Annotated in this window: 11 protein-coding genes; 4 read left to right on the forward strand and 7 right to left on the reverse strand. The window is 64.0% G+C overall.

Features of this window, described 5'->3' with window-relative positions; all coding sequences use genetic code 11:
- Window positions 1–21 precede the first annotated feature (21 nt).
- The gene (locus RM2_RS13070) at window positions 22–1,284 is read right to left on the reverse strand and encodes a pyridoxal phosphate-dependent aminotransferase (protein WP_072689879.1); all 1,263 of its coding nucleotides are present in this window, start codon (window positions 1,282–1,284) and stop codon (window positions 22–24) included.
- 194 nt (window positions 1,285–1,478) lie between these two features.
- On the opposite strand from RM2_RS13070, the gene RM2_RS13075 reads away from it, so the two are divergent.
- The gene (locus tag RM2_RS13075; RefSeq protein WP_072689880.1) at window positions 1,479–3,428 is read left to right on the forward strand and encodes a S9 family peptidase; all 1,950 of its coding nucleotides are present in this window, start codon (window positions 1,479–1,481) and stop codon (window positions 3,426–3,428) included.
- A gap of 137 nt (window positions 3,429–3,565) precedes the next feature.
- A complete protein-coding gene (locus RM2_RS13080; protein WP_072689881.1) occupies window positions 3,566–4,705 on the forward strand; it encodes an alkane 1-monooxygenase in 1,140 nt (379 codons plus the stop codon).
- 136 nt (window positions 4,706–4,841) lie between these two features.
- On the opposite strand, the gene RM2_RS13085 is transcribed toward RM2_RS13080, so the two are convergent.
- Window positions 4,842–7,577: a heterodisulfide reductase-related iron-sulfur binding cluster gene (locus RM2_RS13085; protein ID WP_245813905.1), complete on the reverse strand. Its 2,736-nt coding sequence runs from the start codon at window positions 7,575–7,577 to the stop codon at window positions 4,842–4,844.
- A 443-nt stretch (window positions 7,578–8,020) separates the two neighbouring features.
- On the opposite strand from RM2_RS13085, the gene RM2_RS13090 reads away from it, so the two are divergent.
- Together RM2_RS13090 and RM2_RS13095 are read left to right on the forward strand one after the other, a co-directional pair.
- On the forward strand, window positions 8,021–8,755 hold the full coding sequence (locus RM2_RS13090) for a DUF8020 domain-containing protein (protein WP_072689882.1): 735 nt from the start codon (window positions 8,021–8,023) through the stop codon (window positions 8,753–8,755).
- Between the two features lie 98 nt (window positions 8,756–8,853).
- Complete coding sequence (locus RM2_RS13095) at window positions 8,854–9,483, forward strand: DUF8020 domain-containing protein (RefSeq protein ID WP_245813906.1); 630 nt, start codon at window positions 8,854–8,856, stop codon at window positions 9,481–9,483.
- A gap of 85 nt (window positions 9,484–9,568) precedes the next feature.
- Here RM2_RS13095 and RM2_RS13100 read toward each other — a convergent pair whose 3' ends face one another.
- From RM2_RS13100 to RM2_RS13120, 5 genes are all read right to left on the reverse strand, one after another.
- Window positions 9,569–10,873 carry a S1 family peptidase gene (locus RM2_RS13100; protein WP_072689884.1) on the reverse strand — a complete coding sequence of 435 codons (1,305 nt, stop codon included), beginning with the start codon at window positions 10,871–10,873 and terminating at the stop codon, window positions 9,569–9,571.
- A gap of 202 nt (window positions 10,874–11,075) precedes the next feature.
- The gene (locus RM2_RS13105) at window positions 11,076–12,395 is read right to left on the reverse strand and encodes a S1 family peptidase (RefSeq protein WP_084721779.1); all 1,320 of its coding nucleotides are present in this window, start codon (window positions 12,393–12,395) and stop codon (window positions 11,076–11,078) included.
- Window positions 12,396–12,644: 249 nt separating this feature from the next.
- Window positions 12,645–13,865, reverse strand: coding sequence for a galactokinase (gene galK, locus RM2_RS13110; RefSeq protein ID WP_072689885.1), 1,221 nt, complete (start codon window positions 13,863–13,865; stop codon window positions 12,645–12,647).
- Window positions 13,862–15,022: a galactose-1-phosphate uridylyltransferase gene (galT, locus tag RM2_RS13115; protein ID WP_072689886.1), complete on the reverse strand. Its 1,161-nt coding sequence runs from the start codon at window positions 15,020–15,022 to the stop codon at window positions 13,862–13,864. The genes galK and galT overlap by 4 nt, the downstream gene beginning before the upstream one ends.
- Complete coding sequence (locus RM2_RS13120; RefSeq protein ID WP_072689887.1) at window positions 15,015–15,821, reverse strand: DeoR/GlpR family DNA-binding transcription regulator; 807 nt, start codon at window positions 15,819–15,821, stop codon at window positions 15,015–15,017. Before RM2_RS13120 ends, galT begins: the two co-directional genes overlap by 8 nt.
- Between the last annotated feature and the right edge of the window lie 604 nt (window positions 15,822–16,425).

Here is a 16,425-nt window from a genome sequence, read left to right on the forward strand (position 1 = left end):
TCGCCTGCAGTATCTCCGATACTACTGCTTGTAGCTGGTCAGAAAGTTACCGAATCGCTCGATGGCGACAGCGAGATCCCTGGCCCACGGCAGGGTCACGATGCGGAGGTGGTCGTGGTCGGGCCAGTTGAAACCGGTGCCCTGGACCATCAGGATCTTCTCCTGCAGCAGAAGGTCCTGGACCAGTTTTTCGTCGTCGTAAATTTCGTACACGTTGGGGTCGAGCCGAGGAAACGCGTACAGAGCGCCGCGCGGCTTCACGCATGTGACACCCGGAATCATGTTGAGACGTTGCCAGGCTACGTCGCGCTGCTCGAGCAGCCGTCCGCCCGGCAGAATCAGGTCGTCGATGCTCTGGTACCCGCCGAGTGCCACCTGGATGGCGTGTTGGCCCGGCACGTTCGGGCACAGCCGCGTCGACGCCAGTAGATCGAGACCCTCGAGGAAACCGCCGGCGTGCTCCTTCGGTCCGGTGATCGCCACCCAGCCGGATCGGTAGCCCGCGACGCGGTAGGCCTTCGACAGGCCGTTGAACGTCAGGCACAGCAGATCCGGAGCCAATGACGCGAGCGAGATGTGCTTGGCGTCGTCGTAGAGGATCTTGTCGTAAATTTCGTCTGCGAGAAGCAGTAGCTCATGTTTGCGGGCCAGGTCGACGAGTTGCTGCAGCACTTCCATCGAGTAGACCGCACCCGTCGGATTGTTCGGGTTGATGACAAGCAGCGCCTTGGTCTTGTCGGTGATCTTTGACTCGATGTCCGCGATGTCGGGGTTCCAGTCGTTGCCCTCGTCGCAAAGGTAGTGCACCGGGGTGCCGCCCGAGAGGCTCGTCATGGCTGTCCACAGCGGGTAGTCCGGGGCCGGGATCAGTACTTCGTCCCCGTTGTTGAGCAGCGCCTGCATCGTCATCGTGATGAGTTCGGACACGCCGTTGCCCAGGTAGATGTCGTCGACGTCGAGTTCGGGGAACCCGGCAACCAATTCGTACCGGGTCGCGATCGCGCGCCGGGCGGACAGGATTCCCTTGGAGTCGGAGTAACCCTGCGCGTAGGGGAGCGCGGCGATCATGTCGCGCATGATCACGTCTGGCGCGTCGAAACCGAACGGCGCAGGGTTGCCGATGTTGAGCTTGAGGATCCGGTGGCCTTCCGCCTCCAGTCGGGTGGCGTGGGCGTGTACCGGTCCGCGGATCTCGTACAGCACGTTCTGCAGCTTGGTGGACTGCTCGAGCTTGCGATGCGGCGTGCGTTGGTTGCCGTGGTCTGGGTTGCTCACGAGCGCCATTGTCCCACTTCCAGGAAACCGGATTTCTACTGGTCGGTTTCGGCCCGTGCAGGCGCAGATATGGACGCACATGCCGATGCGGGCTCGGGGCCGTTAGGGAAGGTCAGCTATCGATTCGGGTTTCGGCGGGACTTCGAGGCGCGTGACGACCTGCCTAATCTGCGTAATAGGACGTGGCGGATTATCCTCGTCAGATGACCCCTGCGCCTTACGGATCGTGGCCTTCTCCGATCGCGGCGATGGACATTGCCTCCAGCGGCCACCCCGTCGAGGGCGGCAGGTACGTGGGCGAGGATGTGTGGTGGTCGGAACTGCGCCCGAGTGAAGGTGGTCGAGTCGCCGTGCGGCGCATCGGACCGGACGGCGAACCCGAGGACGTCCTGCCCGTCCCGTGGAACGCGCGTACGCGCGTTCACGAGTACGGCGGCGGTGCCTGGACCGTCACCGACGGCGGTCGGCTCGTCTTCGCCGAGTTCAACGATCAGCGCCTGTATCTGTTGGAAGGCGAAACCCCGGTGCCGCTAACTCAGGAGCCCCCGCGCACGTGCTCCCTGCGGTACGGCGACCTGTCCGTGATCGACGACGCAGTATGGGCGGTGCGCGAGACGCACGACGCAGACGGTGGCGTCACGCGCGACATCTGTGTGATCCCACTGGACGGATCAGCAGCGGATGACGAACACCGGGCGCGGTCCGTCGTGGCTGGTTCGGACTTTCTAGCCAACCCACGGCTGTCCCCGGATCGCCGCCATCTCGCGTGGATCGCCTGGGATCACCCCCAGATGCCTTGGGATGGAACTGAACTCAGAGTGGCAGAGGTCGTAGAAGGCCGCGTGATCGGCGAAGTGAAGACCTTGCTCGGTGGCCCGGAAGAATCGGTGCTGCAACCCGAGTGGGTCGGGCCCGCGGAGCTGTACACGATCAGCGACCGCAGCGGCTGGTGGAACCTCTACCGAGTCGGTATCGACGCTTCTGACGTGGTCGCGCTGTGCCCGATGGAGGCCGACTTCGGTGGCCCATTGTGGATGCTCGGAGCGCGGTGGCACACACGTCGCGCCGACGGCACACTGCTGACCGTCAGAACAGTCGGAACCGACACCCTCGCGGTGCTCGATCCCGGCACCGGTTCCCTCGTGGACATCACGCTGGACGGGCTCACCAGCGTGAGTCTTGGGGACCGCCGGGACAATCGGATCCTGCTGCTCACCGGTGGCGCGCAGACACCGTCGGGCCTGCGCGAACTGGACCTCGACACCGGCGCGCTCCGCACCATCCGGCTCTCGGTCACCGACCTTCCCGAGTCGGTGTATCTACCGGAGGCCCGGCAGTTGACGTTCCAAGGCGCCGACCGCGAAGTGCACGTCATCGCGTATCCACCGCGTCACCCCCGGTATGAGGGGGAGGCAGGTGAACTGCCGCCGTACGTGGCGTTCGTGCACGGCGGGCCTACATCACGGGTCGCGCCATCTCTGAATCCGGTGTTCGCATTCTTCACCAGTCGTGGCATCGGTGTCGTCGACGTCAACTATGGCGGATCGACCGGATATGGCCGCGAATACCGCAACCGACTCCGTGGACAATGGGGTGTCGTCGATGTCGAGGACGTGGTGACGGCGGTGACCGGGCTGGCCGAGTCGGGTATGGCTGACCCCCGCAGACTAGCGATCGAAGGCGGATCCGCCGGCGGGTGGACCGTCCTCGCGGCTTTGACTACCTCGGACGTGTTCGCTTGCGGCGCATCTTACTTCGGCGTTGCTGAACTGGAAGGGTTCGTCGAGGAGACGCACGACTTCGAGTCCAGGTACATCGATGGCCTCATCGGCCCGCTGCCCGAGTCTGCCGACCTCTACGCGCAGCGCGCGCCGCTGAACAATGTCGCCGGGCTCAACTGTCCGGTGCTGCTGCTGCAAGGCCTCGACGATCCGATCGTGCCGCCGTCGCAGGCGGAGCGGTTCAGGGATGCGCTGGTGGCGAAGGGCATCCCGCACGCATATCTCGAATATGAGGGGGAGTCACACGGATTCCGTAAGCTGGCTACGTTGATCAGTTCGCGCAACGCCGAACTCTCCTTCTACGGTCAGGTGCTGGGATTCGAGCCACCGGGCATTCCGGAGCTCAAACTCTGGCGCCCGAGTGTGGGTTGACGTCTCCGAGTGTGCAGCTCGCTACTTTCATAACAGGGCGACTCCTGTGCGTCTCTGCTACGGAGCCAAAGACTGAAACGGATTCGAGGTCGAATAGAGCAGTGCTGGGGGTATCAGGGGTATCGAGCGGAGAAACAGTGTCGAGCGGTGGCGTGTCGAGCAGTGGCGGGAACCCGAAACGGTATCTATGGCTGTGTGGGGTCGTCGCGCCCCTCAGTCCTTTCCTGGCATGGCTGGCCGTGCAACTGTTGGGGGTGGGCATCCTGTGGGCGCTGGGCGTCGTGCTGATGATCGTCATCATCCCCCTCGTCGACCTGTTGACGGGTCCGGACAAGCGCAACCCGACTGACGAGCAGTCCAAAGCACTCGAAAACGATCCCTTCTACCGCTGGTGCACGTACCTCTACCTCCCTGTTCAGTACGCCGGGCTGGTCTTCGCGTGCTACCTGTGGGTGACCGCCTCGATGGGGTGGCCGGAACGGATGGCGCTCGCATCGACAGTCGGAGTCGTTGCGGGCATCGGCATCAACGCCGCGCACGAACTGGGCCACAAGCGCACCGACCATGAGCGGTGGTTCGCCAAGATCGCTCTCGCTCAGTCCTTCTATGGTCACTTCTACGTTGAGCACAACCACGGCCATCACCTGAAGGTCGCCACTCCCGAGGATCCGGCGTCGGCCCGGTTCGGTGAGTCGTTCTGGCAGTTCCTGCCGAGATCGGTGTATGGCGGCATTCGGTCGGGTTGGGTTCACGAAAGCGCCCGAGTGCGGCGTCGAGGCAAGCCGGTGTGGAGCCCCGGCAACAACATCCTCAACGCCTGGGCGATGAGCGTCGTGTTGTTCGCCGCGCTCATCGCAGTCTTCGGCTGGGCCGTCGCCCCGTGGCTGATCTTCCAGGCGGTCATCGCGGTCGTTCTGCTCGAATCCGCCAACTATCTGGAGCATTACGGACTGCTGCGCAGCACGCTGGACGACGGCCGCTACGAGAAATGTTCGTACCAGCACAGCTGGAACAGCGATCACCTATGCAGCAACATCTTCCTGTACCACTTGCAGCGGCACAGTGATCACCACGCCAATCCCCTCCGTCGTTATCAGACGCTCCGCACCCTTCCTGAGGCTCCTCAACTGCCCGCCGGTTACGCCGTGATGATTTGGCTGTCCATGGTTCCACCGTTGTGGCGCAGAGTCATGGACCCGAGGTTGCTCGCGCACTACGACGGAGACCTCTCGAAAGTCAATGTCTCACCACGACGCCCCGCGAGCAGGGCGTCGTAGGAGCGCACCGCGCTCAGCTCCGGCCGGACACGCGAGTGGGGGTGCTCGTCGTGGCAGGCCAAGACGATCTGGGCAGCCACAGCGAGCGGCGCCCCCACCGATTGCGGTGGGGGCGCCGCTCCGTTGATACGTTCGGCTAGTTCTTCCGGCCTGGTGCCTTGGCGCCGGATTTGAATCCGAGGCCGCCGGGCTTGGCCGCCGGGGGCGCCGATGCGGTCTCCGGTGCTTTGTCGTTGGCTCCGTCGCCGTTCGACTCCTCAATCTCCACGGCCTCGGCTGCTTCGACCCCCGGTGCTTCGACCCCCGGTGCCTTTGCGCCGTCGGCCAGCCCGAGTCCCTTGGGCTTCGGTGCTTCGGTAGCCGACGCCTTCGTGCCGGTCTCGGCATCCTCGGCGGGCGCGGGCGCGGATTTCTTGGCGCCGGGAGCTTTCGCGCCACCTGCCATGCCGAGACCCTTGCCGGGAGTTTTCGCGCCGGGAGCCTTGGCCAACCCCTTCATCGCGAGTCCCTTGCTCGCCGGAGCATCCTTGGCGATCGGTGTACCCGCGGCCCCCTCGACTTCTTCAACACGCTCCTTCTCGATCACCACCGTGGCCTCGACCTCTGGCACGACTGCCTCGACGGGCTTTGCCCGCGGGACCACTTTGATGTTGTCGGTCAGCTGCTCGGGTTCGAGGCGCGTGATGGACGAGAGCATCAGTTGCGCAACGTCCACGACCTCGACGCCTGCACCTTGCCCGGATTCCTGGCGTGCGGTGACACCGTCGGTGAGCATGACGCGGCAGAACGGACAGCCCGTCGCGATCTTCTTCGGATCCGTGGCCAGCGCCTCGTCGACTCGGTCGACGTTGATGCGCTTACCGATGTTCTCTTCCATCCACATGCGGGCACCACCGGCACCACAGCACATCGAGCGTTCGCCGTGCCGCGGCATTTCCTTCAGTTTCGCGCCGGAGGCTTCCATCAGCTCACGCGGAGCGTCGTAGACCTTGTTGTGGCGGCCGAGGAAGCACGGGTCGTGGTAGGTGACGTCCTCGCCGACGGATGCGACCGGAATCAGCTGCTTCTGGCGGACGAGCCGGTTGAGTAGTTGGGTGTGGTGAACCACCTCGTACTCGCCGCCGACCTCCGGATATTCGTTGCCCAGGGCGTTGAAACAGTGGGCGCATGTGACGACGATCTTGCGCTTGCGCTGTTCGACACCGTCGAAGACCGAGTTCAGCAACTCGATATTCTGCATCGCGAGTTGCTGGAACAGGAACTCGTTGCCGGCACGGCGAGCGGAGTCACCGGTACAGGTTTCTTCGGCGCCGAGGACCATGAACTTCACGCCGGCGGTGGCGAGTAGCTCCGCAACAGCCTTGGTCGTCTTCTTGGCGCGGTCCTCGTAGGCGCCAGCGCAGCCAACCCAGAACAGGTACTCGTAGTCTTCGAAGCTGTCCGCGTCCTGGCCGAACACCGGGATGTCGAAGTCCATCTCGCCTATCCAGTTGAGACGGTCCTTGGAGTTCTGGCCCCAGGGGTTGCCCTTGTTCTCGAGGTTCTTGAACAGGCCGGCCAACTCGGAGGGGAATTCCGACTCGATCAGCACCTGGTAGCGGCGCATGTCGATGATGTGGTCGACGTGCTCGATGTCGACGGGGCACTGCTCGACGCAGGCGCCACAGCTGGTGCAACTCCACAGCGTTTCGGTGTCGATGACGGGTGCGAGTTCGCCTTCGACGGTATCGCCGACGAGCTTGCGTTCGGCCTCGGTGCGGGCGGCCTCGGGAATTGCGGCGAGCTTGTCCTCGAGGACCTTGCCGTCGCCGTCGACGAGGCCGATCTCGTCTCCGCCCATATCCTTGCGACCACCGGCGAGCAGGTACGGCGCCTTCGCGTAGCCGTGATCGCGCAGGGACATAATCAGTAGCTTCGGAGACAGCGGCTTGCCGGTGTTCCACGCGGGGCACTGTGACTGGCAGCGACCGCACTCGGTGCAGGTGGTGAAGTCCAGCCAGCCCTTCCAGGAGAAGTCCTCGATGTTTCCGGCGCCGAATGTGTCGGTGTCCGGATCTGCTTCCTCCATGTTGATCGGCTTGCCGGCCGACATCATGGGCTTGGCCGCACCGAGAGCGACGTCGCCGTCGTCCTCACGTTTGAAGTAGATGTTGAAGAACGCAGAGAAGCGGTGCCAGGCGACACCCCAGGTGATGTTGCGTCCGACCACGTAGAGCCAGATCATGCCCGACATGAGCTTGATGAAGGCGAACAACGCGACCATGTTGGGGCTGGCGGGCAGCAGTTTCGCGACGTTCATCGTGAAGAAGTCGGTCCACGGGTTCGAGTGACCGTAGGTGGCAATCTTGCCGGCCTTCACGAAGATCATGCCCAGGCCCTCGATGAGGACGACGGCTTCGACGAAGTAGGCGGCTTTGAAATCGGATCCGCTGAAACGCGACAGTCGTGCCGGAACACGTGGATGGTTGAGCTGGCGGATGACGATCAGCGTGGTGACGCCGATGACAGTGCCGAGGCCCAGGATCTCGTCGATGAAGTGGTATACGGCGGTATTGCCGACGAGCGGCCAGTGGAACTCAGGATCGAATGTCTGCCCATATGCCTCGAACCACACGGCCGCGCCGAGCATGAAGCCGACCATGACGAGCCAGTGAGCCCAGCCGACGGTGCGGAATTTGCTCATACGGGTGTGAGCAATGAATTCGACGCACATCTGCTTGAATCGCGGGAAGAACGGACGCCATCGGTCCGGTGCCGACTGGCCGATTCGAACTACGTTGACCATCTTCGATGCGCCCATGATGAAGGACAACCAACATACGAGGCTCAATAGCACGCCGATGGTGCCCAACGTGATCGTCAGGGCATTCATGTCGCGGCCTTTCGGTTCAGGGCGGCGCGGCGGCCACCTCGGGACTGCTGGTAATCCTAGCGCTCACCACATTGAGTTACCAGTCGGTAACTTGCGACGTCTACCAGTGGGTAATTTGCCGCCGGTCAGCTGGATCTCTGCAGTTTGGGCATCGCGGTGGCGTGCGGTGCGCGCCACGCACGGGGATGTCGGTTGCTCACGCTAATTGGTGTGGGAGGGCGGGGTGCGCCCAAGGTGGCCCTAACTCGTCGCGCCGGCTCGCACGTGCCGATTTGATGCGGAATGAGACCGCGCGGCTCACCGCCCGGGCGATTACAAAAGTAGGTGCTTCCGGCAGCCCCTTTGGAAGTGAGCTTTGTCATACCTTCCAGGCAAAATTACCCAAGACACCATTGCTTAGTTAACCTTCGTTCGTCTTGGCGCTCCTCTCTGAACGGATCTCGATGAACCTCCGAAGGTTTACTGCTACCTCACTCCTCGTTGTCGCGGCGATGGGTGTTGGATCGGCTACTTCTTACGCCGAGCCGTCCATCGGACAACAGCCCGGTGCGGAACAGGGAATTCCGGACATCAACTACCAGACCACCCTCGACGGTGGTGCCGCTGTGACCACCATCGACGCGGGCTCCTTCTCGATCAACGCCGGGAACGACACCATCGATGTCGTCGATGACGCAGGCACCGTCCTCGCTTCGATTCCGAGCTTCTTCCGAGTGGACGAGCTTCAGCATCCCTTCGAGGTTGCCGTAGACGACACCGCCCGCGTGCTGCGCCTCGTCCCGAACATGGACCCGTCGGCGGCCACGCCCGTTCCGGCGGCGGAACGACTGACCCTCACTGATGTCGCCGCTCCGCTGGACCAGGAGGAGCGTGACGCACGCGCACTCGACGACTTCCAGCAGCGGTTCGGGATCACCACCGCGATCGCCGAAGTCGTCGCCACCGTGATCGGCGGAGTGGTCGGTTGCGTGGCCGGAGCCGTGGTGACATTGCCCTTCGCCTTGCTGGGAGGGCCGGCAGGGGGATGTATCGCGGGCGCGCTTCTCGTCGCACCCATCGTCTCGATCGTGGGAACCGTTCTCGCCGGTGGTGGCGGTCTGGCGGTGCATGGGATGCAGTTCTTCGACACGATCAACAACCCCTTCGTCGCGCCGGGCGAGACGGCTCCCGTCGCATGATGGGCCGTGCTGCACAGCACCTCAGAGCGATCACGGGGGCAGCGACACTTGTTGTCGCGGCCCTCGGAATCTCGGCAGGAACCGCACACGCGGTTCCGGTGACACAGCCGGATTCGCCGGACTTCCGCTACGAGGCACACCTCGACGGTGACTCCGTGGTCACCTCGATCGACGCGGGTGCCTTCCGGATCACCGACACCGGGGATGCCGTCGAGGTCGTGGACGAGGGCGGCAACGTCGTCGCGGCGCTGCCCCTGACGATTCGGGTAGGCGATGGCGTCTACCCGATCGACGTCGACCTCGATGCTCGGACGTTGACGCTCACCCCGAAGATCCCCGATGACGTCCAATCCGAGCTGAAGTCGTCGATGGAAGAGGAACTCGACGCGCAGGAGGGACTGGATGCGCCGGAGGATCCTGACGTGCCGGAGGTATTCGACACGCAGGAGGAACGTGACGCCGCTGCGCTTGCCAGCTTCGGCGGCAACCTCGACTTGGCCGTGATGATCGGCTCGTATCTCTTCGGCGCGATCGTCGGTGTCGCGGGTCTCGCCATCGGCGGTCTCGGCGGTCTGATGCCAGGTTTCGCAGCCGGCACCCTGATCGGAACCATGCTTGCGGGAGGTGTGGCCATGGCGGTCCTGGGAACCCAGTACCTCGTTACCGTCAACACGCCGTTCGAGCCGCCCGCTCCCGAACCGGCGCTCGTGTCCGAACCCGCAACCTGATCATCTGCGTTGTGCCTCAGACTCGTCTCGTATGACGAAGGCCCGTTTCCTCGAGAGGAAGCGGGCCTTCGTAGTTTCTACGGAGTTATGTCCTACGCACCCGAAGGCCCGGGTTCTCGGCCAGCACGGTGTTGATCGGAGTGGCGAACAGTTCGGGGCTCTCGCCGAGGATAAAGGTGACGACGTCGGCGATTTGGCAGAACGAGTATTCCCCGACGTTCGAGGCGCTCGAGATGCCGAGTGCCTGCGTTCCGGTGACGATGGTGCCGCCACTATCGCCCTGCAGCGCGCACATACTCGTCGAGAAACTGTTCGCGAGTATTCGCCCACCGACATCGACGGTCTGGCCGACCGAAGTTACGATACCGCAGGTGAAACCAGTGGTCAGGCCCGACTTGCACACCGGGGCGCCGACAATCGGATCAGCCGTTCCGGTGATGCCGAGCGGCGCCGAACCGGGAATGCGGACCCCGTTGTTCTCGAACCGGTGTGCGGCGTTCTCGTCGGCGAGGAGGATCGCATAGTCGCTCATGTCGAGGCTGGTCTTCGCGAAGGTCCCCAGACGCGGGCCGGTACCACCCGGGAACAGCGAGAAAGCCTCGGACGCCCCGGCGGTGCCGGCAGCGGCAAGGTTCGGATCGCAGTGTCCTGCGGTGATGTTCACCGCCCGACCCGAGCTGTCGGTGCCGTTGAAACCGAGCGAGCAGCGCAGGCCGACGCCGCCGCCGAATGAGCCGTATGCATCGCCGCCCAGTAGGGCGTCTTCCGGCAATGCCTGTCCAACGGGCGCCAGTTCGGCAGGCGCCTGCGGAATTTCGGTGGCGGGTGACTGCACGACCCGCGCGCCCTTCATGAAATCCGGAAGCTGCAACCCGCCTATATTGTCGGCACGGAGAACGAGTCCGTTGTTCACGATGTCGATGGCCACACCGCGAACCAGATCCGCAACGGCGGAAGGCTGTGTATCCAACCAGCCGCCGAGAGTTTCGATCTGGGCGTGCAGGCTCTTCTCGCTCCGGTCCGCATCCTTGACCCGGAAGCCCGCCTCTTCGGCGGCGGTGCGGGCAGCATCCTTGCCGGCGCCGTCGGTCAGCCCGACTATCGGGGTGCCGGAGTCGTCGAGCCAGGCTCCCGCGAAGACGTGAGGAAACTGGATTCGTGCGACTTTCGCAAACTCGGCCAGCTCTTGGCCAAGCTCGGATTGTTCCAGGTACTGGTCCGGGCTCAGCTTCAAATCGCGCCGAAGGGCGTCGACGAGTTCCGTCGGCAGTTTGCCGGATTGGTCGGAAACTCCGGGCTCGACCGGGTCGGCGGAGGCGTTGACCGGACCGAGGAGCAGCAGCGCGGCAGAACTGAACACGACGGCACGACGTGCGATGGAGCTTCGCATGGGGGCCTTTCTCTCGATCGTTCGCATTCGCTTCAGGGTGAATACGATTACCCCACGCGACGTGTGGGGCTGAAGGCGTTCGGAGTAACTATATGAGTCGCGCCGTCTATTCCCCGTTTCCAACACGGCCTCGTCTCCCCAGCAGCGTGGCCGATGTTCGAAGAACGGACACCGGCCACACTGCCTGCGAGCAGGGAAGATACTAGTCGGAGATGGTGCGAACGCGAAGTCCGGATCCGACGGTGGAGACGATGTCCGCGACAGGGATTCCCAGGCTGGCCGTGCCCCCCTCGGATGCCAGCACCAGATTCGCCTCCGTGCAGTTGGGGGCGTCGCTGGCGTTGGAACCACTCGTAATGCCCAGTGCGAGGGTTCCGGTGACGATGGCGCCGCCGCTGTCGCCCGCCAGGGTGCACGCCGTGCCGGCGAACCCGTTGATCACCCGGCTGGTGCCGTCGGCGACGAACAGTTGCGTCTCGACGTGGTCGGCTGCGACAACGCCACAGGTGAACGACGATGTCTGACCCGACTTGCAGATCGGTGCGCCGACTACAGGCTGGGCGATGCCGGTGATCTCCAAGGTGGTGCCGTTCGCGCCGCGGATCGCGGGACGATCCAGTCCGGCCCGGACCCCTGCCTCATTGAGTGCGATGACCGAGTAGTCGAGCCCGTCGGTCGGGTCGCCTACCGAAGATCGCGAAAACGTGCCGATCTGCTCGCTGTCGTCGACGTTTTGCTGGTTGGGGAGGAATACGGGTGACGGCTGACCCTCGGCCGGGTTGCAATGGCCGGCGCTGATGTTGACGGCCTGGCCGCTGCCATCCACGGCGTTGAAGCCCAGTGAGCAGACGCCGATCTCCGAGAACGGAGTTTCCGGTAGATCGCCCGCAGTGGTGATGTATGTGTCGCCACCGAGGGGACCGCCTTCGACCGGACCGCCGCTGCCGGGACTCAGCATGACCTTGACGTTGGCAAGGAGGGTCGGCAGGTTCAGCGCCCGACCGATGGGGCTGTTGACGATGTCGATGACAATGCGGTTGTCCAGGACGTCGATGGATGCGGAGTTGACCTGTGAAGCCAAATCCCTGGGCAGACGTGCGATCCAGCCGTTCACATCGGAGAGTGTCTGCTCCAGTCCGTTGGCGGAGATGGGTGCCATACGGGTGGCGTAGCCGGCCTCAGAGGCTGCGTCGGCAGCCTCGGTAGTGGTGACCGCAACGACGGGCTGACCATCGATGCCGATCCAGGCGCCGGCGAAGTCGTCGGGATGCTGTGCCCGGAAGTCGTCGGCGTAATTGCCGAGTTCCTGTGCTCTCGCAGCGCGGTCGAGGTATTCCTGCGGGCTGATCTTCAGATCGCGGATGATCGCGTCGACGAGGTCAGCCGGCAGTTTGTCGGCGCTGAGCTGAGTTGTGTGGGTCTGCGTAACAGGGTCGGCCTGGGCGGGAGCGGAAAATGGAACTAGAAGAAGCATTGCCGTGGCGCCTACTAGAGCGGCGCGGTGCGCCAACACGTTACGCATGAAATCCCTTCTGCACGGATCCCTTCACAAGGGACTCCTTGTGGGGTGGGTATCAGCGACCACTTTAAGCTACGGAGGGACAAGCGAGGCGCCGAGGTGTGACGGAAGACTCGGCCACGCTCTGTCTCGGGAGCGCACCGTGGTTCGACCGCGGGATTGATGTGGGAGCGACGCTCGCGCCCTCGTCCGTCTGCTCCAGCCTGGCGAGTGTGGCAACTCTGACAGAGTTGTAGGCTGGGACGAATTTCCTCAGCGTGACCAGCGACAACTGGTGGGTCGCAGGCGGTGGGCCGAGCGCGACGGCTCGGCAGACAGGAACTGGGGAGTGGGAAGGGACGCGCGTGCTGCGCTGCGCAGTACGCGCTCGACCACGGCCTCAACGCGGTCGGCAGGGACAAGTGCCAGCGCGGACCCACCGAATCCGCCACCGGTCATTCGGGCCCCCCACGCGCCCGCCTCGAGGGCGGCGTCGACGGCGCTGTCGAGTTCGACGGAGCTGACCTCGTAGTCGTCGCGTAGTGAAAGGTGAGATGAGGTCAGCAGGTTCCCGACATCGGCGATGCGCGCCTGCGTCAGGAGTTCGACGACTTCGCTCACTCGCCTGATTTCAGTGAGTACGTGACGGACCCGCTTTACCGATTCCGGTGCAGTCAGTGATCCGAGTGCCGCGTCCGCATCATCGATGTCCCGCAGGGTTTCGACGCCCAGTTCGGCGCAGGCCTTCTCGAGGGCCGCACGCCGGTTGCCGTACTGACCGTCGACGAGTCGGTGCGGTGCGTTGGTGTCGATCACCAGGAGTCGCCCGTTCGCGGACGCGAAGTCGATGGGTACGAGTCGGGTGGCTCCGCTGGAACAGTCCAGCAACAGCGCGTGACCTGGATGTGCGAGCATCGCCACCGTCTGGTCCATTCCACCCGTGGAGGCACCCGCGATCTGGTTCTCGGCGCGGATGCATGCGGCGATCAGGCCGAAGCGTCCGTCCGCATCGGTCGGGAGCCCGAGGAGATCGGCGACAGCCAGCGCGAAGGCGCACTCGAGGGCGGCCGAACTCGACAGTCCGGACCCGACAGGGACGGAAGAGTGCACCGCCACATCGAATCCTGTCCCTGCGGAGACGGTTCCTGAGTCGCGCAACGCCCACACCACACCGGCGACGTATGCGGCCCATCCCGGCGGGTGGCCCGGCGCCACTTCGGAGAGGTCGCCGTGCCAGCGTTCTTCGGTGTGGGTGGAGACGCAGTGCAGTTGGTCGTCGTCTCGAGCGCGTACCGCTACGGTCGTGACATAGGGGAGCGCGAACGGCAGCACGAGGCCTCCGGCATAATCGACGTGCTCACCGATGAGATTGACCCGCCCCGGCGCCACCCACACACCATCGGCGGTTCCACCGAATACGCTGCGGAACAACGCTTCCACACGATCTGCCACGGCATGAACGTCGACGGGATCCACCCATGTCCGTACCGTCACGAGGCCACCTCGCGAAGGCGGTCGGCAATGCGTTCGGGTGTCGTGTCGTTGACCCAGGCGCCCATGCCGGACTCCGAGCTCGCGAGGTACTTCATCCGCCCAGGCGAGCGCATCATCGAGAACAGTTGGAGGTGTAGACGGCCGTACTGGCGGTCATCCCCGACGGGCGCCTGGTGCCACGCGGCGATGTATGGAACTGCGTCGACTCCATCGAAGAAGCGATCGACGCGACGCAGCAGTTCGAGGTAGACGCGGGCGAGTTCGTCCCGTTCCGATTCCTCGAGTTCGGACAGGTCACCCACGTCGCGGTGGGGTGCGAGGTGTATCTCGAGTGGCCACCGCGCGGCGGCGGGAACGTAGGCCGTCCAGTGCTCGGCGGAAAGCACGATTCGCCGTCCTGAACGGCGCTCGGCGTCGAGTATGTCCGACAGCAGTAGTCGGCCGGTCTGCTCGGCATGCTCGCGCGAGCGTCGGATCAGAACATCCGTGCGAGGGGGCAGAAATGGGTACGCATAGATCTGTCCGTGCGGATGTGTGAGGGTCACCCCGATTTCTTTGCCGCGGTTCTCGAAGCAGAACACCTGGCGGATGCCGGGCAGGGCCGACAGTTCGGCCGTGCGATCGGCCCACACGTCGACGACGGTGCGGACCCGGTCTACGTCGAGTGTGGCGAAAGTGGCATCTGGGTCGCTGGTGAAGCACACAACCTCGCACCGGCCGGATCCGGCTGCCAACGGCCACAAAGGTTCTCTGTCTACGAAGTCGGGTAGGTGCTGGTCGCCGGCGATTGCCGAGAGCGAGGGAAATCGGTTCTCGAACACCACGACGTCGTAGTCATCGGCGGGAATTTCGGTGGGCGCCTTGCCCCGCCGACTCGGTGCGAGTGGCGACTCGTCCACTGGCGGGAGGAAAGTGCGGTCCATCCGTTGCGCGGCGATGACCACCCACTCGCCAGTCAGCACGTCGAAACGAATCTGCGACTGCGACACCGCGGGCGGGAGTGGCCGAGAGTCGATCAATTCCCGGGTGGCGGCACCAGATGCGTACGGTTCCGAGTCGTCGAAGTAGATCAGCTCGCGTCCGTCGGCGAGTGTCGTGGTGGTCTTGCGTACCTTGCTCCGCGCAGACGCGTGGAGGGCTCCGGGTTCGTCACCCATCGTCGTCGAGGCCTCGTTCTCGGTCTTCGTGAGCTACCACCAGGTCACCGACATGGTCGGCGAGCGCTTCCTGTGCCGCTCGGTCTAGCCGGTCGTCGGTGACGAGGATGTCCACGTCGGACAAGGGAACGGTGTTCGCCAGCGCGGTCACACCCCACTTCGTGTGGTCGGCGAGCACGACGACGCGCCGTGAAGATGCGACGAGCGCCTGATTGGCCTGCGCCTCCATCAGATTGGGGCAGGTCAGGCCGGTGTCGATGCCTAGTCCGTGCGTCCCGAGGAACAGCATGTCCATGTGGATGCCGCGCAGTGCGGCGACCGTGAGCGGTCCGACGAGTGCGAACGACGGGGTCCGCTGGCCGCCGGTGAGCAGTACGGTCTGGTCGTCACGACCGTCCTCGTGGAATGCATCGGCGACGGGAAGGGAATTGGTGACGATGGTGATGTCCGGGATGTCGAGCAACTCGTGTGCCAGGGCGTGCGTCGTCGTCCCGCCGGAGATCCCAACCGAAGTGCCGGGCCGGACCAACAGGGCTGCGGCGCGGGCGATGGCTCGCTTGGCTCCGAGGTTGAGTCCCGACTTCGCCGAGAACCCCGGCTCATGCACACTCGCCGATCGCGGCAAGGTAACCCCGCCGTGCACGCGGTCGACTAAACCCTGCTCTACGAGTTCGGTGATGTCTCGTCGGATCGTCATACCGGAGACGCCGAGGGTGGCGCCGAGTTCGGCCACCTTGACGGCGCCGTGCTTGGTGACTTCGTCGAGGATCACCTGCTGGCGTTGACGAGCGAGCATCATGCGAATGCCTCACTTCTTCGGGCCACGTTTTCGGCTTGCGGTGGCCATCGGTGGGCATGCTCAGCGGGTCTCGTCACAGGCTCCTTTGTCGAGCCCCGCCCACTGTCCATGCTCATGATCTGGACTTGAACGTTGGAGAGTCAACAAGAACGAATATTTCCGCACTACACGTTAGGTTGCCTGCTCAGTGCAACTGACAATACAGAATGTAGCAAAATATTGTCATCTGAGTTACTCCTGAGGCGAGCCTCCTTCTGGAAATGTGATCGAAGTTGTTCGAATTCGAGTGAGGAGGCGTTCGGCTGTCGGGAGGCCCGACTTCGCCGTTGGGAGGGCCGCTGAGGAGCAGGACTGCGAGTGGTTGACGCAGATCCTCCTCAAGCTGTCGCGTACTGCGGAGCGGCGCTGCCGCGAACGGTGATCAGTAGGGTGGGGCTCGTTGCGCCTGCAGAATCTGTGGGATGTCTGCGGGGCGAAGTTTCGACCGTCGGGAACAAATCCCGACGCTCCCCCGTTGACTCCTACGACAACGTTGAGCGTCCTGGACTCAAGTTGGAATTGACTCCCGATGGTGCCGGGATGCAAACTTGAGCGGAGGGCGCTC

It is taken from the genome of Rhodococcus marinonascens NBRC 14363 (assembly GCF_001894885.1).
Lineage (GTDB): Bacteria > Actinomycetota > Actinomycetes > Mycobacteriales > Mycobacteriaceae > Rhodococcus_F > Rhodococcus_F marinonascens.